Source organism: Phaeobacter cretensis, from assembly GCF_047372505.1.
GTDB lineage: Bacteria > Pseudomonadota > Alphaproteobacteria > Rhodobacterales > Rhodobacteraceae > Phaeobacter > Phaeobacter cretensis.
In genome coordinates this window covers 3,890,666-3,914,752 of the sequence record NZ_JBKBEU010000001.1, presented here as the reverse complement: position 1 = coordinate 3,914,752, position 24,087 = coordinate 3,890,666, and the positions used below count along the sequence as shown (strand labels likewise).

The window sequence follows — 24,087 nt, the reverse complement described above, 5'->3', positions numbered from 1 at the left end:
TGGAGGCCATGATGGTGCCAAGTATCAGTGCAGCTGTTCGTGGACTGTTTCTGTCAACTGGTTTAGCGAGAACGGTTTCGGCAGGAATACCGAATTTGGCACCGATGGCTCTGCGTCACCAAAAGCGCCTTCTGCATAGCCAGAGACAAACACAACACGCGTATCAGGCCTTGTCTTTAGAGCCTCGCGCACCCAGCTCGGACCATCCATCCCAGGCATCACGACATCAGTGACAAAGACGTCTACGGTCAGCCCCGGATCCTCAAGTGTACGCAGCGCATCCTCGGCAGATTCGGCCTCAAGAACTGTATACCCACGCATCCGCAATGCGCGCGACGCAAAGGCGCGTACCGGGGCTTCGTCTTCGACCAGGAGCACAACCCCTTCGCCATGTTGGGCCGCAACAGGTTTGGCGGCCACGTCAACCGCGATTGAGGCAGCAGATTCGGCTTCGACGTGGGTATTGACCGGGAAATACAGCGTAAACTGGGTTCCCTGATCTTTGATCGAGTCCACAAAGATGTAACCGCCGGTCTGTTTGATAATGCCGTAAGCCGTTGACAGACCTAGGCCCGTCCCTTCGCCCGTGCGTTTGGTTGTGTAGAACGGCTCAAAAACCTTTTGCACCTTGTCCGGAGCGATACCGACACCTTCGTCCGAGACCTTTACGGTTACCCAGTCACCTGCAGGCACGACCGCACGGTTGCGCTCCAGTTTTTCATTCAGGACCACGGCTTCGGTTTCGATCCGGATTTCACCGCCTTGTGGCATCGCATCCCGTGCATTCACCACTAGGTTCATCAGCACTTGTTCCAGCTGCCGTTTATCGGCCCGGATGGAGCGCATGACCGGATCATGGCTCAGTGTGAGCGTGACTTTCTCACCCACCAACCGATTCAATAGATGCGTCAGATCAGAGAGGGTATCGCGAACATCCAAAACCTCTGGCTGCAAGGTCTGCTTGCGTGAGAATGCAAGCAGCTGGCTGACCAGAGCCGCAGCCCGATTGGCATTCTCGTGGATCTGGATCAAATCGCCAAAATCCTGATCGCCCTGATCATGACGAAGCAGCAATAGGTCACAATGCCCGGAAATAGCGGTCAGTAGGTTGTTGAAATCATGTGCCACACCGCCCGCCAGTTGTCCGATGGCCTGCATCTTCTGGCTCTGAACAAACTGCGCCTCTAAGGTTTTCAATTCGGTCGCGTCATTCAGGACTGCGATCAATACCGTTTCACCATCTTCGATGATCCGGGTCAGGGTCACCTGAACAAAGACTTCCTTGTCGCGGCGTGTCAGGCGTAGGAACTCGGATTTGTGCGGTGCCTGCCCCTCTGCCGTATCACGCAGCCAGTCCGCCATTGGGCGGCCCAAACCATCCATCAGTTGACCAATATTCAAATTGGCGCTGGAACTTATACCAAGAAGGTGCATTCCAAGTTTATTTGACGACAGGAGTGTGCCCGTTGCGTCCACCTTGACGAACGGTACCGGCAAGCTCTCCAGTGGGGCCTGCCCTACCGAGGCCTCATTCGCGTCCAGCTCTAGGAAATACAGCTCACTGCGGCCTTGGCTGCGGTTCTTTTCAGAAACCAAAACTTCAACAAGCCCAGTCTTGGTGCTCATTGTATTGATCTGGCCAGATAGGATCGGCAGCGATGTAAAGAGCCGATCGGTGGATTTGACCCGCTCACCAATTAGGTTGCGGGCCGCTTCATTCATGAACAGAACGGCACCGGTCCGGCCGACAGTCAGCATCGGGATGGGCACCGCATCAGCACCACGGCTTGCGGTTGGACGGTCCGAAACCTCCTCAACCCGCCACAGGAAGCTGCCGCCCTGCATCTGGTGCACCGCCAGTCGGACATGTCCGCGACGGGTTACGATATCCTCGCGCGCTGCTCCATCGACGCGGGCTCGGCTTTGCAGGCGGAACAAAACTGCAGACGGATTAGCAAGAATAGACCGCAAGGTGCCAGCCAGCGTTTCGGTGTCTGCATCGGCAAACCGTTTCATCGCCGCACCGTTAGAGGCATGGATCACACCGTCATCATCACACACAAAGGTCGCTGTCGCATCCTTGTCGATGAACCCTGTAAGAAGTGCTGATGCCATCGCACGGGCGCGCAGTCGGGTACGGGCTTGAACCAGCATCAATAGGGCTACGGCGACCAAAGTCAGGCCAACAGCCACCAACCCTCGGGTGATCCAATCAGGGGTCTTCAACAGCCAAGGTGCCGTAATTACCATAGCCGACAGCACCAGAACCGCCGCCAAGCGGGCATGTTCCGGCGTGTAGACGCGCAATTGGGGAACGGGTGAAGCGTGGCGACCGTTCATTGCGGCTCCCTCGATGAATTAGTTCTGCTTATATCGAGACGAATTAGGTTAAAACTGGGTTAAGACCACGAGACCTAAAGCCCGTCTAAGCCACTCAATCGTCGCTTAAACGGGTCAATACAGCAACATAGAACCCATCGGTGCCGGTGTGGACATGCCAGCCGTGATCCTCTTGCAACTGCCACTCGGGGCTTTCCGCGACAAACGCATCAACCTGAGCGCGATTTTCCACAGTCAACATCGAGCATGTAGCATAAGCTAGTGAGCCGCCAGGCGCGACTAGGCGGCTGGCATCTTTCAGGATCTGAGCCTGCGTCTCGCACAGATTATCCAACTGCGTCTGCGTCAGACGCCATTTGCCTTCGGGCGCGCGGCGCCATGATCCGGAACCGGAACAAGGTGCGTCACATAAAACAAGGTCAAAAGGCGCGCCAGTAGCAAGCGCATCAGTGCCGAGTATGGTAATCGTAGCCCCTGCCCGTTCTGCGCGCGCAGGCAGATCTTTCATCCGCTGTGGCGCAATATCATGGGCGAAGACTTTCAGATCAGCGCGGGATGCCATGGCAAGGCTTTTACCGCCACCCCCAGCGCAAAAATCGAGCACCCGTTGGCCATCTGAGAGCGGCAGCGACTCTATCACCGCTTGGCTGGCTGCGTCCTGAAGCTCGACCAATCCATCGAGATATGCCTCGCTGTTACGCAGCTTGCGCGCGCCCTCAGTTATGGTCAACGCAGTTTCCGCTGCAGGATGTGGTTCGGCAGCTACGCCAGCATCCGCGAGCCGCTCCACGGCGTCACCACTGTCGGAGTGTTGGCGGTTAATGCGCAGATGCACCGGAGCCCTCTGTTGCAATGCCTGTGCCGCCAGATCTGCATCGACGCCAAGGCTGGCCTCAAACGCAGGCCAGAGCCAGTCCGGCATGTTTAGCTCTTCGAGCCGCTCCATTTCAGGAGTATTGTTCAACACCGCCAGTTCGGCGGGTGACAATGGTGCAGGTGCATGACCAACTCCATTGAATATGTCATCGGTATCGATACCCTCTGCACGCAAAGCGCCCAGCATCAACTGTCGCCCGCTGGTGTTGGCGTCCGACACGACCGGCGTTCCGCCGCCACCGCCAAGGGCCGCATAGGACCGAAGACAGCGTAGCGCACCAAAGACATGATCCCGTACGGCAGCACGGTCCTTGGATCCCGCAAACCGGCTCCGCCGTGCCCAAGCCGTCAGTTCTTTTTCCGCAGGTTGCCCGGTCAGGATCTGATCAAGGATTTCGATAGCGGCCTGACGGCGGGCGGCCGGGGTCATATCCCGGCCTCTGAACGGTGTTCTGCAGTGAAAGATGAGGCGATCATGGCGTCTCCTTGGCTATTTGGCTGATTAGCCGATGCGATAGTTCGGGCTCTCGCGGGTGATCTGCACGTCATGCACGTGGCTTTCTTTCAGACCTGCACCGGTGATGCGGACAAACTCACAGTTTTTACGCATCTCATCCACGGTGGCACATCCAGTGTAGCCCATTGCTGCTCTCAGGCCGCCAACCAACTGATGGATCACAGCGCCCGCAGACCCTTTGTAGGCGACCTGGCCTTCGATACCTTCCGGCACCAGCTTATCGCTGGCTGCATCTTTCTGGAAATAGCGATCCGCCGAACCACGCGCCATGGCGCCAAGCGAGCCCATACCACGGTAAGATTTAAACGAGCGCCCTTGATAGAGGATCACCTCTCCCGGGCTTTCGTCTGTGCCCGCAATCATCGACCCAACCATGGCGCAGGACGCGCCGGCGGCAATTGCCTTGGCGAAATCACCAGAGAATTTGATACCGCCATCAGCGATCACCGGGATATTCCCTGCACTACCGGCGCAATCCATAATCGCCGTCAACTGCGGCACGCCAACACCGGCCACCATACGTGTGGTGCAGATGGAACCCGGACCGATGCCTACCTTAACCGCGTCAGCGCCGGCATCAATCAGGGCCTTGGTCGCAGCAGCGGTTGCAACATTGCCCGCAACAACCTGCACGGCCGATGACAACGCCTTGATCCGCCTGACCGCATCGATCACGCCTTCCGAATGGCCATGAGCGGTATCAACAACAACGATATCCACACCGGCATCAATCAGCGCCTCTGAACGGGCAAAACCGCTATCTCCAACCGAGCTGGCAGCAGCCACACGCAAACGGCCAAGGTCATCTTTGCACGCAGTTGGGTTCAAGACGGCCTGTTCTGTATCTTTCAGGGTCAGCAGACCGGTTAGCTTGCCATCCTGATCTGTGACCAGCAGTTTTTCAATACGTCGCGCCTTCATCATTGACTTGGCCTCTTCCAGCTCGGCCGGCTCATGCAGCAGCGCGAGATTGTCAGAGGTCATCATGACCGAAACAGGTGTATTGTCATCAGTGGCAAAGCGCATATCGCGGTTGGTCACGATACCGACGACGCGCCCTTCGTTATCCACCACCGGAAATCCCGTGACGCGGTAGCGTTCTTGCAGCGCTTTGGCATCTGCCAGGGTCTGATCCGCGGTCAGGGTAATGGGGTTGTAGACGATGCCACTCTCGAACCGTTTGACGCGGCGAACCTGACGCGCCTGCTCTTCCAGGTCCAGGTTCTTGTGAATGACACCCATACCACCAGCCTGCGCCATGGCAATCGCCATACGAGACTCAGTCACGGTATCCATGGCTGAGCTGAGCAGTGGAATGTTAAGGGAGATCCCGCCAGTCACCCGCGTGCGCGTATCTGCCGTGTTTGGCAGCACGCTGGATGCGGCTGGTACCAACAAAACATCGTCGAATGTGAGAGCCTCACGAATCTGCATTTGTCATCCCCATGCATAACCCCGTTTGGCGATGACCCTATGGCACAGAAGCCGAAGAGGGAAAAGAGGCCGAACCGCAAAAACGGGAGAATCGCAAGTGAATACCCTGCAGCGCACTGATGCTCGGTGACCTCGAACAATCACGACAGACGTTTAGCCGCAACGTGCTTGCCCGATTTGCATCAAGACAGACCATTGCTCAGTCCGTCACCATGCTTACGCGTGGATCGCATCATCGGCCTGCCGTGGCCCCTCCTCTCTCTGGACTTGTTATTCTCAACCTCGCCGCGCTGATGTCAGCAGCGCCAGGCTCCTCGGCGATGGTGTTGCGCAATCTTGACTCGCGGATGATTAGTACGGAATGGAGGGGCAATGAGTTCAAGCCGGTGCCGTTGGCGAGCCTGTGGTGGCGCAATTCGGAAATAGTCGGCTCGGATAGTTGCCAAAAGAGCCAAGCGGCGAAAGCGAACTCTACGCATTCTTTGTGAAAGCTGCGATCGTCACAAAACAAAGCCCAAAACCAGACAGAAATGACGCCCCGAGACCGAAAAATGACGCGAGCCGCCTTTCCTCCCGCCGAAAACGCCATATGCTCCGCCCAAACCGCGTAAGCAAGATAGGTACAGGCATGCCAAACGATCCCGTCACAGAGATCACGAGCGAGACCGCAACTGATCCCGCAACCCATCCGCTGGTGGTCTTTACTCCTTCGGGTAAGCGCGGCCGTTTCCCTGTGGGCACCCCGGTCCTGACAGCGGCACGACAGCTGGGGGTCGACCTGGATTCAGTCTGTGGTGGGCGTGGTATCTGCTCCAAATGTCAGATCACGCCTTCATACGGTGAGTTTTCCAAGCACGGTGTCACCGTTGATCAAGATGCCCTGACCGAATGGAACAAAGTCGAACAACGCTACAAGGACAAACGCGGATTGATCGACGGGCGACGACTTGGTTGTCAGGCGCAGGTACGGGGCGATGTGGTGATCGACGTTCCACCTGAAAGTCAGGTTCACCGTCAGGTGGTCCGCAAACGGGCCGAAGTGCGCGACATTACCATGAACCCCTCTGCCAGATTGTATTATGTCGAGGTCGAGGAACCCGACATGCACAAGCCCTCTGGAGATCTGGAACGACTGGTCACCGCGCTCGAGGAACAGTGGCAGCTGAGCAATGTCGCGACGGATCTGCGTATCCTTCAGCAACTGCAACCGGCTTTGCGCAAAGGGAAATGGGCGGTCACCGTTGCTGTCCATCAAGGTCACGATGACAACCACCCGCAAATCATGCAGATCTGGCCCGGCTACTACGATGGTACCGTCTATGGCCTGGCTGTTGATCTCGGCTCGACCACCATCGCGGCGCATCTCTGCGACCTCAAAACCGGTGAGGTCGTCGCCTCCTCCGGTATCATGAACCCGCAAATCCGGTTCGGTGAGGATCTGATGAGCCGGGTCAGCTACGCCATGATGAACACTGGTGGCGATCAGGAAATGACCCGTGCGGTGCGCGAGGGAATGAACGCCCTGTTCGCACAGATCGCTGACCAAGCCGAGATTGATCGCGCATTGATCGTTGACGCAGTGTTTGTCTGCAACCCTGTCATGCACCACCTGTTTTTGGGCATAGATCCGTTTGAATTGGGTCAGGCCCCTTTTGCACTGGCAACCTCCGGTTCTATGAGCCTGCGCGCCACTGAGCTGGATCTGGACATCCATCCGGCAGCACGGGTTTATCTGCTGCCCTGTATCGCCGGTCATGTGGGTGCCGATGCTGCAGCCGTCGCCCTGTCGGAGGCACCTGATAAGTCTGATGACCTGATGCTGGTCGTCGATGTGGGCACCAACGCTGAGATCCTCTTGGGTAACAAAGAGAAGGTCTTGGCCTGCTCCTCCCCCACTGGTCCGGCTTTTGAAGGAGCGCAGATTTCAAGCGGCCAGCGCGCAGCCCCCGGAGCGATTGAGCGTGTCGAGATTGATCCCGTCACAAAGGAACCTCGGTTCCGCATCATTGGGTCGGACCTATGGTCTAACGAGGATGGGTTTGCGGCGGCGGTCGCCACGACGGGCATCACCGGCATCTGTGGATCCGGGATTATCGAAGCAATCGCCGAGATGCGTCTGGCCGGGCTGTTAGATGCCTCCGGCCTGATCGGCTCCGCTGAACAAACCGGTACTCCGCGCTGCATTCAGGACGGGCGTACCAATGCCTATCTCCTGTGGGACGCATCAGCAGATGGTGGACCGACCATCACTGTAACCAATCCCGATATTCGTGCCATTCAGATGGCAAAAGCAGCGCTTTACTCCGGAGCCCGGTTGTTGATGGATAAATTCGGTATCGATGAGGTCGATCGTGTGATCTTGGCGGGTGCCTTTGGCGCACATATCTCGGCCAAACATGCCATGGTTTTGGGCATGATCCCCGATTGCCCGTTGGACAAGGTGACAAGTGCAGGCAATGCGGCAGGTACTGGAGCACGGATCGCGCTGCTAAACACCGAAGCGCGCGCCGAAATTGAGGCGACCGTCCAGCAGATCGACAAGATCGAAACCGCGGTTGAGCCAAGGTTCCAGGAGCATTTTGTGAATGCCTCTGCGATCCCAAACTCCGCTGAACCTTTCCCGATCCTCAATAGCATCGTGGCGTTGCCCGACGTCAATTTTAACAGCGGTGGCAACGATAGTGGTGAGGATGGCGGGCGCCGTCGGCGGCGCCGTCGCGGATAGGCCGATTTTGCCGGTAAGAGGGTCGTTGTCCGCTTGACCCTCCCCGGCGAAACCGGTACTCAGCCGGTATTGGCGCGGGTATGGTGAAAAGGTATCACGGCAGCTTCCCAAGCTTTAGTTACGAGTTCGATTCTCGTTACCCGCTCCAAATAGTTTCACATCACACTAGCGCCGCAAGTAACTGGAATATAATTATATTCCGCTCATAGCGCTGATGCCATTCTGACGACAGAATGTCATGCTGGGCTTGCAGCTCTCTTCAGTTATCGCTACCGACTGCCGCATGGATTTAGCCTTTCACACCCCCCTCAGCCCAGATGCTCAGCGCCAATACGGTTTAGACGTACCCCAGCCATTTGCCATGGCGGATAAGGTCCGGTTTTCCGAGTTGGATATTCTGCATCACGTCAACAACAAGGCCTATCTGAGCTGGTTTGAAACGCTACGAGTAGCCTATTTCAATCAGATTTTCGCGCACCATTTCAATGGCATGCCAGCCCCACGTAATGTGTTACGCAATGCCAATGTCCACTACGTCAAGGAAATGGTGCTGGACGAGACCTATATAGCAACCGCGCGTGTCGTATCGTTCCGGCGCACATCTTATGTCATGGAACAACAGATTTGGTCAGGTGATCTGCGCGCAACGATGACGGGTGTCATGGTGCTGCGCACGCCTGATGGGCAATCAGGTTACCCGCTGCCGGAAGCATTGCGCGCAACCCTGATCAAAAACGACGGTGCTGTCCCCGAAAGCTAGTTGTAAGCGTCACCGACGGCGCGAACACCACCTCAGTTATGGCGCCCAATGCACTGTCATTTCTGACAAAACTGCCTGAATGGGAGCTTCCTCGGGAGGCAGGGATTTTGCCTGTTCAAGCGCTTCGCGCTTGGCATCTCCATAGATAACTAGATGTTTGGCAATAGCTGCGTCCAGCACCCACGCCGACAGGCTGACACGTGGTTCAGGCTGGCTATCGGGTCGCATAACGGCCAGCACCGGCGCACCTGGTGCCAGTGCCTGTTCCAGCCCTGAAACACCAGGAAAAAGAGACGCGGTGTGCATGTCCTCTCCCATACCAAGCAGCACCACAGACAACGGCAAATCCGGTTGAATTTGGGTTGCAACCTCGGCCAATACATCCTCAGGCACACGCGCCGGAACATGAAACGGTAAGAACGTCGCTGACGCAGCGCGATTGACCAATAAACGCTCACGGATCATACGAGCATTCGAGCGATCACTCTCACCAGGCACCCAGCGTTCATCTGTTGCCATCACCCGCACGCGGTCCCAGTCGATATCAGCCGCGCAAAGATCGTCAAAAATCGGTGCCGGTGTAGTCCCACCTGCTACCGCAAACGAGGCACTGTCATGGTGCAACAAATGGGTTTTCAAATCCCCAGCCAATTGATTGGCTACATCAATGGCCAGCATGTCCCGATCTGCATACTCGATAATATTCATGGGTTAATCCCTCGCCATTCCCGTTGATCACGTCGCATCAGGAGATCCGCATCTCCCGGTCCAGTGCTACCGCTATCATAGGGTTTTGGCACATCTCCGCGTGATGTCCAGCCCGCAATAATCGGATCGGTCCAGCCCCAGGCAGCCTCTACTTCGTCGCCACGCATAAACAGCGTCTGGTTGCCCCGGATAACATCCGTGATCAAACGCTCATAAGCATCTGGCGCATCATCGATATCCGCCCCCAACGCCTGCGCAAAACTCATATCCAGCGGCACATCGATCAAACGCATTCCGCCGGGACCGGGTTCCTTGATCGTCACCTTGAGTGTGATGCCTTCATTGGGTTGCAGCCGAATTGTCAAAAGATTGGCATGGCGCCCCGCATCCGCTCCGAAAATTGAATGTGGCGCGTCTTTGAAGAACACATTGATGACCGAAGACCGCGCCACCAGCCGCTTGCCCGTGCGCAGATAGAATGGCGTCCCAGCCCACCTCCAGTTGCTGATATGCGCCTTCAGCGCTACATAGCTTTCGGTGGTGGAACGAGGATCGCCCACGGTCTCACGGTAGGAGTTATCATCGCCCGCAGTCTCACCTTCGGTAAGCACATATTGACCACGCACAATGTGATGCGGCTCCACCGTCTCCAGCGCCCGGATCACCTTTAGTTTTTCGTCGCGCACCGCATCCGGGTCGAACTTTGCCGGGGGTTCCATCGCGATCAGGCAAAGCAGCTGCATCAGATGATTCTGCATCATATCGCGCATCGCACCTGACTTGTCGTAATACGACTCCCGCCCGCTTACGCCGAGAGATTCCGCTACGGTAATCTGAATATGATCAACGTATTGACTGTTCCACAGTGGCTCAAACAGCATATTACCAAACCGAATTGCCATCAGGTTTTGCACCGTCTCTTTGCCAAGATAGTGATCAATCCGGTAAATCTGGTTTTCATCAAAATGGCTCGCCAATGTGCAGTTAAGCGCCTTCGCAGAAGCCAAATCATGTCCAAAGGGTTTTTCGACCACGATGCGCGTCTGGTCATCGGCTAGATCATGCGCCCAAATCTGTTCGGCAAGCGGAGCAAATAGCGAAGGCCCAACGGAAAAATAGAACACACGCACCCGATCTGAGGTTGGTGGCCCCAGCGTCATAGCCAATGCCTGCCAACCGGCGGCGTCCATTGCATCTATGGGCAGATAGTCCAGCCGGGTTAGAAATGCATCGAGCTCTATGCGATGCTTGGCCAATTCGGAGTCGGCAAGTTCACGCTGCAACGCGTCTCGCACCAACTCACGGTAGCCCCCGCTACCGAGATCGGCACGGGCAGCACCAAGAATACGCGCACTGTCCGGCAACTGACCGGCGCAATGACGCCGAAACAGCGCAGGCAGGATCTTACGCTGTGCCAGATCTCCGGTCCCACCAAATATGACAAGATCAAAGGCCTGAACTGGAATGACACGGGAAACCATATTGCGCTTTCTCTCGGTCTAATCGGGTCACGTGTTGATCACATGCACGCCGGACAAAAATACTCACCGTAGAACTCACCATCGAAACAAGGTCAGTTGATACAGATCAAATCGACGTCAGTATAAGCTGTTGCAGACGAAAGAAAACAGGCGTCGGGCCTTCAGGCAAAACCAAGCTGGATGCCCAAAGCGCACGGAACGAGCACGGCAAAACATGCACAGTCAACACTATGAAAGCAGGCCAGCCCGCTCAATGCATCCGCAACACGCCTTTGACGTTGCGCCATTCGCCCGGGCTTATCATTTTCCGATGGGTAAAACGGACCGAATGCAGCGGTCCTTCAATTTCGCGATGCCAGAATTCAATAAATTCAAATAGCCGCGGATGGTCCGGTGCCAGATCGTACTCTTGCCAGACAAACGTGTTCAGAACATGGGTGTAGTCGGGCATGTGATAGGTCATCTCTGCTGTTGTCAGGCCGTAGCCTTTCAACATCAATTCAGTTTCGCGTGTCTCCATTTCAGGTCTCCCTATTGGATCCCCCCAAATGTCAGCCTAGCACGCAAAGGGTTAATTCTGAACGAATACAGCGTTTTGGAAGAAAACAGCGGCCATGGCCCCGGTCAGAACCGCTGCTCGCTTGCGCCTTATATGCCCAGTCTGTTATGGTACTGACACAATATATAGACCCAACAATAACAACGGGCAGCCAACGTGAGCGATACGCCGGAAACTCCTGAAAACATGGACGAAAACAAACCTGAACGGCCCCAATACGACGGTCCGACGGTGTCCATAGAATCCGAGATGCGCACGTCGTATCTCGATTATGCCATGTCGGTTATTGTCAGCCGCGCCATTCCTGACCTGCGTGACGGGTTGAAACCGGTCCATCGCCGGATTCTTTATGCCATGCATGAGGTAGGAAATTCACATGACAAGCCCTATCGTAAATCGGCACGTCCGGTTGGCGATGTTATGGGTAAATATCACCCTCATGGTGACTCTGCGATCTATGATGCACTTGTGCGTATGGCGCAGGATTTTTCCATGTCTCTGCCGCTGCTAGACGGTCAGGGCAATTTTGGCTCTATGGATGGCGATAACGCTGCCGCCATGCGCTATACCGAAGTCCGGATGGATAAACCTGCGGCCTCATTATTGGCTGATATCGAAAAAGACACAGTCGATTTTCAGGACAACTATGATGGCAAAGACCGTGAGCCTACGGTCCTGCCTGCACGCTTCCCGAACATGCTCGTCAATGGTGCTGGTGGTATTGCGGTCGGCATGGCCACCAATATCCCGCCCCATAACCTTGGCGAAGTCATCGATGCCACTCTGGCGTTGATCGAGGAGCCTGATCTCACCAGTGAACAGCTGATCGACTATGTGCCTGGCCCCGATTTCCCAACCGGCGCTGTTATGCTTGGCCGTTCCGGTGCCCGAAAGGCCTATCTGGAAGGACGTGGCAGCGTCGTGATCCGTGCAAAGACTCGGGTCGAGGAAATCCGCAAAGATCGCTATGCCATTGTCGTTGATGAGATTCCATATCAGGTCAATAAGGCCGCGATGATCGAAAAAATCGCGGAACAGGTCCGGGACAAAAAAATCGAAGGCGTAAGCCACGTTCAGGATGAATCTGATCGCAATGGCGTACGTGTCGTTGTCGAGTTGAAACGGGATGCCACCGCTGAGGTGGTATTGAACCAGCTCTATCGGTTCTCACCAATGCAGACGTCTTTTGGCTGCAATATGTTGGCGCTGAATGGTGGTCGCCCCGAACAGCTAACGCTGCGCCGGTTCCTGACGTCTTTCCTTGATTTTCGTGAAGACGTCATTGCCCGGCGTACGGCCTATGACCTGCGCAAGGCACGTGAGCGCAGCCATGTGCTTTGTGGTTTGGCAGTGGCGGTATCTAATGTCGATGAGGTCGTCGCAACCATTCGGTCCTCCGCTGATGCGGCAGAAGCCCGTCACAAACTGATGACACGGCGCTGGCCTGCGGAAGATATCGCGCCCTACATCCGCCTGATTGATGACCCGACCCACACCATGAACGATGACGGCACCTATAATCTCTCCGAGATTCAGGCGCGCGCCATTCTGGAGCTACGCCTGCAACGGCTGACCCAGATTGGTGTAAAAGAAGTCACCGATGAGCTGGAAGAATTGGCAGGTAAGATCAAGGAATACCTTGAAATTCTGTCCTCGCGCGAACGCATCCTGGGCATCATCTCGGATGAATTGCGCGACGTGCGCGACAATTTTGCCGTACCCCGCCGCACGGAGATCGTCGACTGGTCTGGCGATATGGATGACGAAGATCTGATCGAGCGCGAAGACATGGTCGTGACGATCACCAGTGGTGGCTACATCAAGCGAACCCCGCTAGCGGATTTCCGTGCGCAGAAACGCGGCGGCAAAGGGCTCTCTGGCATGCAGACCAAGGAAGAGGATGTTGTTACCAACCTCTTTGTTGCCAATACCCACACGCAGCTGCTCTTCTTCACAACCGATGGTATGGTCTACAAGTTAAAGACCTGGCGTTTGCCGCAGGGCGGCCGGACCTCAAAAGGTAAGGCCATCGTCAATATCCTGCCGATACCCACAGGTGTGTCCATCGCTGCGATCATGCCGGTCGACGTACCTGATGATGAATGGGAAAATCTACAGGTGGTCTTTGCCACATCGGGCGGTGATGTACGTCGAAACCGCTTGTCGGATTTCACTAATGTACGCCGCAACGGTAAAATTGCGATGAAGCTGCCCGAAGATGGTTCGGTCAAGCTGGTCAACGCCCGTATCTGTTCTGAAGATGACGATGTGATGCTGTTCACCGACTCTGGTCGCGCCATCCGCTTCCGCACAACCGATGTGCGCGTGTTCAATTCACGCGAATCCACTGGGGTACGCGGAATTCGTCTGAACAGTGAAGATCACGTGGTATCGATGTCTGTGATCCGCAATTTCGAAGCCACGCCCGAGGAACGTGCCGCCTATCTCAAGATGCGCCGCGCGGTTGCGGGCATCACTGATGATGGTGAAGGGGACGAGGAAGAAATCGTCGCTGGTGCCATCAGCCAAGACCGCTATGCCGAGATGTCGGCGGCTGAAAACTTGATCCTGACAATCACCTCCGGTGGGTCCGGCAAGCTTAGCTCTAGCCATGACTATCCGGTCCGGGGTCGTGGTGGCATGGGCGTTACCGCGATGGACAAGGCCATGCGTGGTGGTGCCATTGTTGCCTCTTTCCCGGTTGATTTGGATGACCAAATCATGTTGGCCACATCCAAAGGCCAATCGATCCGGGTGCCGATTGCTGGCATCTCCTTCCGCTCACGCTCTGCTGGTGGCGTACGGGTCTTCAACACCGCAAAGGGGGAAGAGGTGGTCTCCGTCGCCTGGATTGCAGAACAATCCGACGAAGAGTCTGATATCGCCACCGCAGAAGATGCAGCCAGCACGGATGATGCAAGCTAATCAAACGCGCAAATACCGTGTCTAGATTGCAGAAACGCCGCCCCACGGGGTGGCGTTTTTTGTTAATTGAAACCTAAGTAGTTTCTGCCAGTCTTTCGCACGTATCCGACACCGCGAAGGGAGGGGTCGCATGAACCTCTATCACTGCTCAATTGACCTACATCACGAGGCCAAAGCTATTGCCTTTGCAAATGCCGTGGACCAGTGGATGTCTTACCTGCAGAAACGGGACGTGATCGAAGGCTGGCGTCTTCTGCGTCGCAAACTGAACTTGGGCAGCGATAAACACAGGGATTTTCTATTGGAAATCGAGTTTGCCAATATGACCCAGTTGGATCAGGCTTTTCGGGTATTGGGCGAGAACGATGAAAATGTCGAACGTCTCTATGCGAATGTGAACGCGCTGATCGCCTCAGCTGATTTCGGGCTTTACCGCCCCTTCCCGGATCCTGAGCGTGCTGAACGTATGGCGCTGATCTGACGCAAGAAATTCCCGGTATTTGCGGCCTTTAATGTAAAAGCCCCCGCCGAAGACTATGGCGAGGGCTAAAGTGATCTTGTTCGCTTACAGTTTGCGACTTACAGGCCGTAAAGCGCGCCGAATTTTTCTTCCAGATAGCCCAGTAGTGGATCCGGGCTGGGCGCTACTCCAGCTGCATGGGTGATCGTCTCAACAGGGCTGCGTAACCCGCCATAAGTCTGCAGATTGTCACGCAGCCAGCTGGTCGCTGCAACTGTGTCTCCCACCGACAGCTGTGCGTCCAGATCCGGCACCGCCTGCCGCAGTCCCTCATAGAGGCACCCAGCATAAACATTGCCCAGCGAATAGGTCGGGAAATAGCCGAACAGGCCCACTGACCAATGCACATCCTGCAGGCATCCATTGGATGGCTTATCAACCCCATAGCCGAAATCAGCAGCAAAGCGATCATTCCAGGCCGCTTCCAAATCCTGAACCTGCAGATCGCCTGCCATCAGTGCGCGCTCCAGATCAAACCGCATCATCACGTGCAGATTGTACTGCAGCTCGTCTGCCTCTGTCCGGATATAGCCATTGTGAACCGCATTGACCGCCGCATAGAAAGCATCCGCATCAGCGATCCCAAAATCACCAAATTTGGAAACCATCTGATCGAACAGCCAACCTGTAAAGGCGCGACTGCGGCCCAACTGATTCTCATAGATCCGGCTCTGGCTTTCATGCACGCCCATGGAGACTCCGCGTCCCAGAGGCGTCAAAAGATATGCGTGATCGATGTTTTGCTCATAGGCGGCGTGTCCGACTTCATGGATCGTCGAATAAAAGCAGTTGAACGGATCATCATCGCTGGTTCGAGTGGTGACGCGCACATCCAGACCGCTACCAGAGCAAAACGGGTGCACCGCCTTATCGACCCGGCCGTGGCTCATCTGATAGCCGAATGTTTCAGCCAACGTCGTTGTCAACGCCATCTGTTTACCAGCGTCAAACAGGCCCTTCACCCCTTGTGGTGACGGTTTATCCAGAACGCGGGATCGCAGATCGACCAGCCGCGGACGCATTGCGTCGAAGAGCGTTGCGATTTCTGTTGCCGTGGTCCCATGTTCGTAATCCGCGATCATCGCGTCATACACATCACCACCGGCAGCCAGAGCCTGCCCTTCTTCGCGTTTTAGCGCCACAACCTCGTCCAGCACAGGCAGGAAGCCGGCGACATCTTCGGCCGCGCGTGCTGCCGCCCATTTGCCCTGCGCTTCAGAGGTGACACGAGCGATGCGTTTGGCCAGATCACCGGGTACCTTCACGGCACGCTCATAGCTACGGTGGATCTCCCGCAACTGGGCGGCACCGACGTTATCCGGGGCTTCGGCTCGCGCGAGCCAGTCGGCCACTTTCGGATCAGAGCGACGGGCATGCAGAACAGATTCGATCGCAGCCATTTCCTCACCCCGTTGCGGAGCTGCCCCACGCGGCATCATCGTCTCTTGATCCCAGCCCAAACGGCCCGCAATCTGTCCAAGCGCTTGGGTGTCGCGCTCATAGGCCATCAAGTCATCAAATGCGCTCATTCTCAGTGATCCTTAATCGAAGTTGCAATGGGATAGCCCGACAAATACCGCGCCCGCAGGATCAAAACCCAGAGGCAAACAGCCATAAGCTGATGCAAGATCGCAACCTGCCAGGGCGCTGCATATAGCACCGTGACGATACCCAATCCCATTTGCAACAGAAGCGTCGCAAAGACAGCATTAAAGGCAAAGCGCGTGCGCGGATGGGCGCTGCCCCGGCCACGCAGCCAAACCACTATGCCAAAGGCCAACAGAAGATAGCCGCTGACCCGGTGAATAAACTGCACAAGGCCCGGGTTTTCAAAGAAGTTGGTCCATAGCGGTTGGAGCATAAACGGTTCAGGCGGCAAGATCTGTCCCGCCATCAACGGCCAATCCGTATATGAGCGGCCGGCATCAATACCTGCCACCAGCGCCCCGAGGAGTATCTGCAAGAAACTGAAATGCAAAAGCCCGGTAGATAGGCCAAACAATTTGGCTTCCTTTGCCCGGCGCGCCTGCATCAGATCCCGATCTTCCCGCCCCAGAAGGAACATGTACCAGGCGATAAAACCAAGGATGACGAAAGCCAAACCCAAATGTGTGGCGAGTCGGTAAGACGCCACGGCCGTCATCCCTTCGCCCTGCGTCACGCCCGAGGCCACCATCCACCAACCGATAGCGCCCTGAACGCCGCCCAGAATGCCCGGCAAAGCAAGCCGACCGGCCCAGCCAAGTGGGATCTGGCGTGACGCTGCAAAGCCGAAGAAGCCCAACGCCCAGACAAGCCCGATCACACGCCCCAATTGGCGATGGCCCCATTCCCACCAGTAAATTTCCTTAAAATCAGACAGCTGCATCCACTGATTTTCAATGCGCCACTGGTCGATTTCCTTGTATTTATCGAATTCAGTCTGCCAGTCAGCCTCATTCAGCGGTGGAATTGCGCCTGTCACCGGCCGCCATTCTGTAATCGACAGCCCGCTGTCGGTCAGCCGTGTCAGCCCGCCAACCACAATCATCGCAACGACCAGCGCAAACAACACCGATAGCCATGCGCGGATCGCGCCCCTAGCGCCACGTCGCGCACGGTCGATACCGCCCGGTTGCGCCTGTGGGCGATCCTGCGGTTCGTCTCCGGTGACATCTTCAAAAATGCTGCGCTTGCTCATGCTTGCCTCTTCCAATTTCCCGCCAAGCTAGGCCGCTCTTACGACCTCGTCCAGAGTGCGAATGTGATACAAATTGCCCCCAAGTCACGTCTCAGTCGCGTTTTTCTTTCCAGCGGACCATCTGTCGCATGACACCGTGCAGCATTTGCACATCGGCGCGGGTGAGCGGCAACCGGCTAAAGAGATTGCGAAAGACGGTCTTCATACTGGGCGCTTTGTCAGGCGGAAAGAAAAAACCGGCCTCATCCAACCGGTCCTCATAGTGATTTACCAATGCATCAACATCGGCGTGTGTTGCCCAGTCCGACTTGCCCAGATCTGTCACAATTGGCGCGACCTCTGCCACTTGCCGCCGCCATTCATAGGCGGTCAGCAGCACGCATTGCCCCAGGTTGAGAGAGGCAAATTCAGGGTTCACCGGAACCGAAATAATCGCGTTGGCGCGCGCGATATCGTCATTTTCAAGGCCCGCGCGTTCGGGGCCAAACATCACGGCCACCTTTTCACCGCCTGCGATTTTCTCTGCGGCCAGTTTCATCGCCGCTTCTGGGCTGTAAACCGGCTTGGTCAGCTCGCGCGGACGCGCCGTCGTTGCAAATACGAAATCACAATCCTCAAGCGAGCCTGCCAGATCTTCCGCCAACCGCGCCTCATCCAGCAATCGCCCTGCACCTGATGCCATGGCAACGGCTTTGGGGTTTGGCCAACCATCGCGCGGAGCCACAATGCGCATCCGATCCAACTCGAAATTCCACATCGCACGGGCAGCGGCCCCGACGTTTTCACCCATCTGCGGGCGGACGAGCACAAAGGCGGGTTGTGGGGTGTCGCTGGGCATCCGTTTCTCCAAAAATCTGCTTTGCTCTAATCGGCACAGGCCTGATGGGCAAGGCACACAGGGAGACTTCTGCGGTAATCTCGCTATATTCTCGCTATATCAGCGTAACATCACACGGAAATATCCCACTCGGGATGTCGCCAAATCCTTGCGTCCAGTGGCAAATGCGCTAAACACCGACAACCACTGAACAGGAGCCCTCCCCATGGACAGCCCCGCTGATGCCCCCGAAACGCCGCAGATCTACCTGACGACGCCCCCCAGTTTTGAGCTTGGACGGTTCCCTGACCAGCTGGCACGGGTGCTGGATGAGGTCGAGATTTCCTGCGTCCGGCTAGAGCTGGCCAGCCGCGACGAGGACACGCTGAGCCGCGCAGGCGATGCGCTGCGTGTCGTTGCCCATGCCCGCGATGTAGCGATTGTGATTGCCGACCATCAGATCCTGGCCGAACGCTTGGGCCTTGATGGAGTTCACCTCTCGGACGCTGCCCGCCCTGTCCGTGCCGCCCGGAAAGCGCTTGGAAGTGATGCAATTGTCGGCAGCTTCTGTGGTGCATCACGTCATGACGGTCTGACGGCAGCAGAGGCTGGTGCGGACTACGTCAGTTTCGGCCCCATTGGTACCTCTGGTCTGGGCGATGGCAATCAGCCCGAAAAAGACCTGTTTGAGTGGTGGTCACAGATGATCGAAGTGCCCGTGGTCGCTGAAGGCGGTCTGACCCCCGAACTGGTGCGCGATCTGACTCCATACACAGATTTCTTCGGCATCGGCGACGAGATCTGGCGTGAAGAAGACCCACTGGCCAGCCTGCGCATCCTGTTGGAAGCGATGGCGGGCTAAGCCCTTCCTCACTCTGTCACTTGATTGACTTGGCTGATAGCTCCCATACGGGACTGTCCCGGTTAAGCGTGACTTGGACGGAATCGCGGCCAGTTAAAGCATTACACGTTCTACGCACCAATAGACACCGATCAGGGCGATGGTGAAACTGGCGGGTATGGCGACTCTGCCGCGATATTTCGGATGTCGCCAGAACCAGAACCCCAGCAATGCGTAAGCCCCTCCGACAATGGTCAGCTGTCCCAGTTCCACACCCACATTAAAACCAAGTAGTGCTGGCAGGAACTGTGCGTCCGGCAGGCCGAAGTCACCCAAGACGGTTGCAAACCCCAACCCGTGCAGAAGCCCAAAGCCAAATATCACTAGAGTGCGCCAGCTGTGTAGCTTGCGGGCAAATATATTCTCCACCGCAACAAAAACAATTGAACCAGCGATCAGCGGCTCAACAATTGCTGGGTTGATCTGCACAGCTCCCAGGGCACCAAGCGCAAGTGTAAGTGTATGCGCAACGGTAAAGGCGCTGATCTGCCAGATAAGCGGTCGCAACCGGGTGCTGAAGAAAAACAACCCCAGCACAAACAGGATATGATCCAACCCCTTGGGTAGGATATGCGTGAATCCGACCGGAACATAGTCGACAAATGCTTCGCTCGGCGTCTTGGCCAACCCGCCTAACAGGGGGATGGTCGGAGTAGTCTCACCACCCTGCAGATAACCTGTATATGGTCCCTCGACACCGTTCTGCCGTAACACCACGCCGCCCGACCCTTTCGGCCATCCCAGCTTCAATCCCCGCGCGCTCGGCGAAACTGCGCCTGATAGCCGCAAAATAGTACTACGTGGCAGGGTGATATCTCCGGGCTCTGGTATCTCGATAGCCATGACCTCCATGGCGACATCGCCGCGGGCCTCAACCCCCAAAGTTTGCAACCAATCTTCGGCAAAGACCCGCACCATGGGTCCCAACTCATTCGGACCAAGCGCGCGTAGGTCATCATAATCCTGCGCCTGATCGGCAGTATCGGTATCAACCATTCCATCCAGATCTATCCCCGCGACAAACGCCTCGGCATTGATCCGCAGATCGATATTTAACTGACCTTCAGTGATTTCAAAATCTGCAATGGTTGGCGTGACTTCATGGGCAAAGCCGTTAGAGTAAGAGACGCTCCAGAAGAGCCAGATCAACAGCAGTTGTCCCAACCGATGGATCCCCTGCACCAGACCGCCGCGATGTCGGCGTTCTGAGGCGGTCATTGGCAGAGATCTGCGGTCATCTGTTCCAATCAGAGGTCCCATCTGCGTCATGCGTTTTTTCCGCCCTGTTGTTCTTTTTCTTATCGCTCTTGCCGGAAATGCCACCGGTGGCGCTGCCCTTGCCCACGAGTTTTGGATCGCGCCAGAAAAATATCAAGTAAAATTAGGCGACTCGGTGCAGGCAGGTCTGCGCAACGGTGAGAACTTCAAGGGCGCACGGCTGCCCTATTTCGACAAAAACATTGCACGCTTCGCAGTCTGGGATCAGACCGAAACACATCCCTACAACGGTCGGATGGGGGATATGCCGGCACTGCAGTTGGATCCACCACCCGATGGTCTATTGGTGGTCATCCATGAGACGCAACCAGCTCATCTCTCCTATGACAGTTGGGAAGATTTTGCCAAATTCGCGGCGCATAAGGATTTTGCAAACATCAAAAGCCGTCACGACGCCCGCCAATTGCCGCGCGACGGCTTTGCTGAACGTTACACACGTCATGCAAAATCCCTAATCGCGGTGGGTACGGGCGCTGGCATCGATCATGCCACCGGCCTGCTGACCGAGTTCGTTGCCCTCGCCAACCCCTATACAGATGAGCTGAGCAACGGATTTCCGGTCGAGCTACACTTTCAGGGCTCACCACGCGCCGATGCTCAAATCGAGGTGTTTGAACGCGCGCCAGACAAAACCGTTTCGGTCACGCTGACCCGAACAGATGCCAAAGGCCGCGCCACACTCCCTGTTAAGTCCGGACATACATATCTGCTGGATGCTGTCGTGCTCGTACCGCTCGATCCCAACACCGAGGCCGGAGATGACACTGCGACCAAAACACAGCCCGGACCGGTCTGGCAGACACATTGGGCAGCGCTGACTTTCGCCATTCCCTAAACCGGTTGTCGCTTGCGGGAGGCGAAAAAACGCGGCAATAGGGATTTATGACACAGGTCCCGCATTCTCCCGCTTCGCATAAACCTGAGGCTTCGACCCCTTCGGAGGGAGCCTCTGTCACGGATCAGCCCGACATCCTCTGTATTGGCTCCGTCCTCTGGGACATTATCGGCCGGTGCAATGCCGAGATGCAGCGTGGATCGGATATGCCGGGGCGGATCTCCCGCCTACCCGGCGGCGTCGCCATGAACATCGCGATGACACTGGCGCGGTTTGGGCTACGCCCTGCCCTCCTCAGCGCGATTGGTCGCGACGGTGAGGGTGATGAATTGGTGCATGCCTGCGCCCACTTGGGCCTGATCACTGATTACCTCTATCGCTCAGAGGATCTGCCGACAGACCGATACATGGCTGTCGAGGGGGCCAACGGGTTGATTGCCGCCATCGCCGATGCCCATTCGCTTGAGGCCGCTGGCGCGAAGATCCTTCGCCCCCTCATAGACGGCAAACTTGGCAGCCAAGACACGCCCTATTCCGGCCCGATAGCTCTGGATGGCAACCTGACACTATCGCTGCTGGACGACATCACCTCCAATCCCGCCTTTGCCGAGGCCGATCTGCGTGTTGCGCCGGCCTCACCAGGTAAGGCAGAACGCCTGCGCCCGTTTCTGCAGCGCAGCTGTGGTACGCTTTATGTGAACCTCGAAGAGGCCGGTCTTCTGTGTCAGGACGAATTCACCGACAGCCCGACCGCCGCGCGTGCGATGCTCGATCGCGGCGCAGCGCGGGTTCTGGTCACCGATGGCGGCAGCACGGCCACCGAAGCGGACCAATCGCGCCTCCTTACGCAAGCACCGCCACGGGTCACTGTGGCGCGTGTTACGGGCGCGGGCGATACCTTCATGGCCGCCCATATCGCGGCCGAGGCTCGTGGTGAAGATCGCGAGACCTCGCTAGCATCGGCGCTCAAGGCCGCTGCCACCTATGTTTCAGGAGAACCTCCCCTTTGATCCCTCTGTCACTTTCAACCGAAGTCGCAGCCGCGCGCGACGCCGGTCAAGCCATCGTCGCGCTTGAAAGCACCATTATCACCCATGGGATGCCTTACCCGCAGAACGTCGAAGTCGCCGCACAGGTCGAAGACGACATTCGCGCTGCTGGTGCCGTTCCGGCGACCATGGCCGTAATCGATGGCCAACTGCATATCGGGCTTGAGGCGGATCAGCTGAAAGCCCTTGGCCAAGCCAAGAACGTCGCCAAAATCTCCCGCGCTGACATGCCTGCCTGCATTGCAACTGGTGGCACGGGTGCGACCACTGTGGCCGCAACAATGATCGCTGCCCGTCTGGCAGGGATCAGTGTCTTTGCCACAGGCGGTATCGGTGGTGTGCACAAAGGCGCCGAGACCAGTTTTGATATTTCGGCCGACCTTATGGAACTAGCCCAGACGCCAGTCACCGTTGTCGCTGCCGGGGCCAAGGCCATTCTGGATATTCCGAAAACGCTGGAAGTTTTGGAAACCCAAGGCGTGCCGGTCATTGCCTATGGTCAGGACAGCATTCCAGCGTTTTGGTCGGCGACATCCGACCTTACGGCACCGCTGCGAATGGACACCCCGGCTGCGATTGCCCGCAGCCACGCAACTCGTCAGGCCATGAATCTGCCCGGTGGTCAGTTGATCGCAAACCCGATCCCAGAGGCCAATCAGATCGCTGCGTCCGATCTGGCGCCGGTATTGGCGCAGGCCCAAGCAGAAGCCGATGCACGAGGCATCAGCGGCAAGGATGTGACCCCCTTCCTGCTGCAACGCATATTTGAGCTGACTGACGGTCGGTCATTAACTGCCAATATCGCACTGGTGCGCAACAACGCTCGTCTTGCGGCCGAAATCGCCAAAGAATTGGTCAACTTGAAGCGATAAAAGGTCTTTCTGCGCGACCGCCCATTGCGATTGCGCAGATCTCTACATAGTTTCCTTACGTTCCTCACTGGTGAAACGCTCAGATGACCACGCCCTTCGACGAAGAGAACCAACCTCGCCGGCCCGGCCTGTTTGCCCGGTTGCGGTCGTCCTTTTTCACCGGGATCGTTGTGATCGCCCCAGTGGGGCTGACCATCTGGCTCCTCTGGACCGTGATGGGCTGGATCGACGGCGTTGTCCTGCCGCTGGTGCCAACAACGGTGCGCCCTGAACAATATATCGGTATCAACCTGCGTGGCGTCGGTCTGATCATTTTCCTGCTGTTTACGATTGTGGTGGGCTGGGTCGCCAAAGGCATCATTGGCAGGTCCCTGATCGGCTTTGCTGAAAGCCTAGTTGACCGTATGCCAGTTGTGCGTTCGATCTATTCCGGTATCAAACAGATTTCGGAGACGGTTTTTGCGCAGACCGAACGCAGTTTTGATAAGGCTTGCCTGATCCAATACCCGCGCCGCGGCATCTGGGCCATCGGCTTTGTCTCCACCACCGCGAAAGGTGAGGTGGCATTACGCGCTGAGACCGGCGGCAATCTCTTGTCGATATTTGTGCCGACCACTCCCAACCCGACATCCGGGTTCCTGCTGTTCTTCCCCGAGGAAGATGTTATCCCACTGGATATGACAGTGGAGGAGGCCGCCAAACTGGTGATTTCTGCGGGCCTCGTCTATCCCAACGCCAAGGATCCAACCCAACCCACCGAGCCGGACACAGACTAGGCTTTTCTTAGCAGGCCCTAGACCAACATATTCA

General features: G+C 56.6%; 19 protein-coding genes and 1 tRNA gene. 10 read left to right on the top strand and 10 right to left on the bottom strand.

Translation table 11 applies throughout. From position 1 onward, the window contains the following. Positions 1–24: 24 nt before the first annotated feature. From ACEWZM_RS18480 to guaB, 3 genes are all read right to left on the bottom strand, one after another. Positions 25–2,340 carry an ATP-binding response regulator gene (locus ACEWZM_RS18480; protein WP_414007841.1) on the bottom strand — a complete coding sequence of 772 codons (2,316 nt, stop codon included), beginning with the start codon at positions 2,338–2,340 and terminating at the stop codon, positions 25–27. A 94-nt stretch (positions 2,341–2,434) separates the two neighbouring features. Beyond that, complete coding sequence (locus ACEWZM_RS18475; protein ID WP_414007840.1) at positions 2,435–3,646, bottom strand: RsmB/NOP family class I SAM-dependent RNA methyltransferase; 1,212 nt, start codon at positions 3,644–3,646, stop codon at positions 2,435–2,437. Between the two features lie 72 nt (positions 3,647–3,718). Continuing rightward, positions 3,719–5,167 (bottom strand): IMP dehydrogenase, encoded by a 1,449-nt coding sequence (guaB, locus tag ACEWZM_RS18470; protein ID WP_414007839.1) that lies wholly within the window; start codon positions 5,165–5,167, stop codon positions 3,719–3,721. A 628-nt stretch (positions 5,168–5,795) separates the two neighbouring features. Between guaB and ACEWZM_RS18465 the strand changes: the two genes are divergently transcribed. The 3 genes from ACEWZM_RS18465 to ACEWZM_RS18455 all read left to right on the top strand — a co-directional run bounded on the left by ACEWZM_RS18465 (position 5,796) and on the right by ACEWZM_RS18455 (position 8,652). Then, positions 5,796–7,892 (top strand): ASKHA domain-containing protein, encoded by a 2,097-nt coding sequence (locus ACEWZM_RS18465; protein ID WP_414007838.1) that lies wholly within the window; start codon positions 5,796–5,798, stop codon positions 7,890–7,892. 74 nt (positions 7,893–7,966) lie between these two features. Next, positions 7,967–8,040, top strand: a tRNA-Gly gene (locus ACEWZM_RS18460). Positions 8,041–8,175: 135 nt separating this feature from the next. Further along, complete coding sequence (locus ACEWZM_RS18455) at positions 8,176–8,652, top strand: acyl-CoA thioesterase (RefSeq protein WP_414008080.1); 477 nt, start codon at positions 8,176–8,178, stop codon at positions 8,650–8,652. Between the two features lie 36 nt (positions 8,653–8,688). On the opposite strand, the gene pgl is transcribed toward ACEWZM_RS18455, so the two are convergent. The 3 genes from pgl to ACEWZM_RS18440 form a co-directional block, all read right to left on the bottom strand. After that, a complete protein-coding gene (gene pgl / locus ACEWZM_RS18450) occupies positions 8,689–9,360 on the bottom strand; it encodes a 6-phosphogluconolactonase (RefSeq protein ID WP_414007837.1) in 672 nt (223 codons plus the stop codon). After that, positions 9,357–10,841: a glucose-6-phosphate dehydrogenase gene (zwf, locus tag ACEWZM_RS18445; RefSeq protein ID WP_414007836.1), complete on the bottom strand. Its 1,485-nt coding sequence runs from the start codon at positions 10,839–10,841 to the stop codon at positions 9,357–9,359. The genes pgl and zwf overlap by 4 nt, the downstream gene beginning before the upstream one ends. Before the next feature lie 250 nt (positions 10,842–11,091). Continuing rightward, the gene (locus tag ACEWZM_RS18440; protein WP_414007835.1) at positions 11,092–11,361 is read right to left on the bottom strand and encodes an usg protein; all 270 of its coding nucleotides are present in this window, start codon (positions 11,359–11,361) and stop codon (positions 11,092–11,094) included. 225 nt (positions 11,362–11,586) lie between these two features. On the opposite strand from ACEWZM_RS18440, the gene gyrA reads away from it, so the two are divergent. Next, positions 11,587–14,325: a DNA gyrase subunit A gene (gene gyrA / locus ACEWZM_RS18435; protein WP_414008079.1), complete on the top strand. Its 2,739-nt coding sequence runs from the start codon at positions 11,587–11,589 to the stop codon at positions 14,323–14,325. A 130-nt stretch (positions 14,326–14,455) separates the two neighbouring features. Beyond that, positions 14,456–14,806, top strand: coding sequence for a DUF6614 family protein (locus ACEWZM_RS18430; RefSeq protein WP_414007834.1), 351 nt, complete (start codon positions 14,456–14,458; stop codon positions 14,804–14,806). 98 nt (positions 14,807–14,904) lie between these two features. On the opposite strand, the gene ACEWZM_RS18425 is transcribed toward ACEWZM_RS18430, so the two are convergent. From ACEWZM_RS18425 to ACEWZM_RS18415, 3 genes are all read right to left on the bottom strand, one after another. Continuing rightward, positions 14,905–16,374 (bottom strand): carboxypeptidase M32, encoded by a 1,470-nt coding sequence (locus ACEWZM_RS18425; protein WP_414007833.1) that lies wholly within the window; start codon positions 16,372–16,374, stop codon positions 14,905–14,907. 2 nt (positions 16,375–16,376) lie between these two features. Then, positions 16,377–17,525 carry a heme A synthase gene (gene ctaA / locus ACEWZM_RS18420; protein WP_414007832.1) on the bottom strand — a complete coding sequence of 383 codons (1,149 nt, stop codon included), beginning with the start codon at positions 17,523–17,525 and terminating at the stop codon, positions 16,377–16,379. Positions 17,526–17,616: 91 nt separating this feature from the next. Next, complete coding sequence (locus ACEWZM_RS18415; RefSeq protein ID WP_414007831.1) at positions 17,617–18,363, bottom strand: RNA methyltransferase; 747 nt, start codon at positions 18,361–18,363, stop codon at positions 17,617–17,619. Between the two features lie 205 nt (positions 18,364–18,568). Here ACEWZM_RS18415 and ACEWZM_RS18410 point away from each other — a divergent pair, with 205 nt between their 5' ends. Next, positions 18,569–19,204: a thiamine phosphate synthase gene (locus tag ACEWZM_RS18410; RefSeq protein ID WP_414007830.1), complete on the top strand. Its 636-nt coding sequence runs from the start codon at positions 18,569–18,571 to the stop codon at positions 19,202–19,204. Between the two features lie 93 nt (positions 19,205–19,297). On the opposite strand, the gene ACEWZM_RS18405 is transcribed toward ACEWZM_RS18410, so the two are convergent. Then, entirely contained in the window at positions 19,298–20,461 is a 1,164-nt protein-coding gene (locus ACEWZM_RS18405; RefSeq protein ID WP_414008078.1) for a HupE/UreJ family protein, read from the bottom strand. 49 nt (positions 20,462–20,510) lie between these two features. Between ACEWZM_RS18405 and ACEWZM_RS18400 the strand changes: the two genes are divergently transcribed. From ACEWZM_RS18400 to ACEWZM_RS18385, 4 genes are all read left to right on the top strand, one after another. Beyond that, positions 20,511–21,356, top strand: a complete 846-nt coding sequence (locus ACEWZM_RS18400) for a DUF4198 domain-containing protein (protein ID WP_414007829.1) — start codon at positions 20,511–20,513, stop codon at positions 21,354–21,356. Positions 21,357–21,403: 47 nt separating this feature from the next. Next, complete coding sequence (locus ACEWZM_RS18395) at positions 21,404–22,366, top strand: PfkB family carbohydrate kinase (RefSeq protein ID WP_414007828.1); 963 nt, start codon at positions 21,404–21,406, stop codon at positions 22,364–22,366. Then, entirely contained in the window at positions 22,363–23,277 is a 915-nt protein-coding gene (locus ACEWZM_RS18390; RefSeq protein ID WP_414007827.1) for a pseudouridine-5'-phosphate glycosidase, read from the top strand. The genes ACEWZM_RS18395 and ACEWZM_RS18390 overlap by 4 nt, the downstream gene beginning before the upstream one ends. 83 nt (positions 23,278–23,360) lie before the next feature. Then, positions 23,361–24,053, top strand: a complete 693-nt coding sequence (locus ACEWZM_RS18385; protein ID WP_414007826.1) for a DUF502 domain-containing protein — start codon at positions 23,361–23,363, stop codon at positions 24,051–24,053. The last annotated feature ends 34 nt before the right edge of the window (positions 24,054–24,087 follow it).

What these genes read in the sequence shown, in the direction of transcription:
- ACEWZM_RS18480 (WP_414007841.1), bottom strand. Translation starts at nt 2,340, where the DNA reads ATGAACGGTCGCCACGCTTCACCCGTTCCCCAATTGCGCGTCTACACG.
- ACEWZM_RS18475 (WP_414007840.1), bottom strand. Translation starts at nt 3,646, where the DNA reads ATGACCCCGGCCGCCCGCCGTCAGGCCGCTATCGAAATCCTTGATCAG.
- guaB (WP_414007839.1), bottom strand. Translation starts at nt 5,167, where the DNA reads ATGCAGATTCGTGAGGCTCTCACATTCGACGATGTTTTGTTGGTACCA.
- ACEWZM_RS18465 (WP_414007838.1), top strand. Translation starts at nt 5,796, where the DNA reads ATGCCAAACGATCCCGTCACAGAGATCACGAGCGAGACCGCAACTGAT.
- ACEWZM_RS18455 (WP_414008080.1), top strand. Translation starts at nt 8,176, where the DNA reads ATGGATTTAGCCTTTCACACCCCCCTCAGCCCAGATGCTCAGCGCCAA.
- pgl (WP_414007837.1), bottom strand. Translation starts at nt 9,360, where the DNA reads ATGAATATTATCGAGTATGCAGATCGGGACATGCTGGCCATTGATGTA.
- zwf (WP_414007836.1), bottom strand. Translation starts at nt 10,841, where the DNA reads ATGGTTTCCCGTGTCATTCCAGTTCAGGCCTTTGATCTTGTCATATTT.
- ACEWZM_RS18440 (WP_414007835.1), bottom strand. Translation starts at nt 11,361, where the DNA reads ATGGAGACACGCGAAACTGAATTGATGTTGAAAGGCTACGGCCTGACA.
- gyrA (WP_414008079.1), top strand. Translation starts at nt 11,587, where the DNA reads ATGGACGAAAACAAACCTGAACGGCCCCAATACGACGGTCCGACGGTG.
- ACEWZM_RS18430 (WP_414007834.1), top strand. Translation starts at nt 14,456, where the DNA reads ATGAACCTCTATCACTGCTCAATTGACCTACATCACGAGGCCAAAGCT.
- ACEWZM_RS18425 (WP_414007833.1), bottom strand. Translation starts at nt 16,374, where the DNA reads ATGAGCGCATTTGATGACTTGATGGCCTATGAGCGCGACACCCAAGCG.
- ctaA (WP_414007832.1), bottom strand. Translation starts at nt 17,525, where the DNA reads ATGAGCAAGCGCAGCATTTTTGAAGATGTCACCGGAGACGAACCGCAG.
- ACEWZM_RS18415 (WP_414007831.1), bottom strand. Translation starts at nt 18,363, where the DNA reads ATGCCCAGCGACACCCCACAACCCGCCTTTGTGCTCGTCCGCCCGCAG.
- ACEWZM_RS18410 (WP_414007830.1), top strand. Translation starts at nt 18,569, where the DNA reads ATGGACAGCCCCGCTGATGCCCCCGAAACGCCGCAGATCTACCTGACG.
- ACEWZM_RS18405 (WP_414008078.1), bottom strand. Translation starts at nt 20,461, where the DNA reads ATGACCGCCTCAGAACGCCGACATCGCGGCGGTCTGGTGCAGGGGATC.
- ACEWZM_RS18400 (WP_414007829.1), top strand. Translation starts at nt 20,511, where the DNA reads ATGCGTTTTTTCCGCCCTGTTGTTCTTTTTCTTATCGCTCTTGCCGGA.
- ACEWZM_RS18395 (WP_414007828.1), top strand. Translation starts at nt 21,404, where the DNA reads ATGACACAGGTCCCGCATTCTCCCGCTTCGCATAAACCTGAGGCTTCG.
- ACEWZM_RS18385 (WP_414007826.1), top strand. Translation starts at nt 23,361, where the DNA reads ATGACCACGCCCTTCGACGAAGAGAACCAACCTCGCCGGCCCGGCCTG.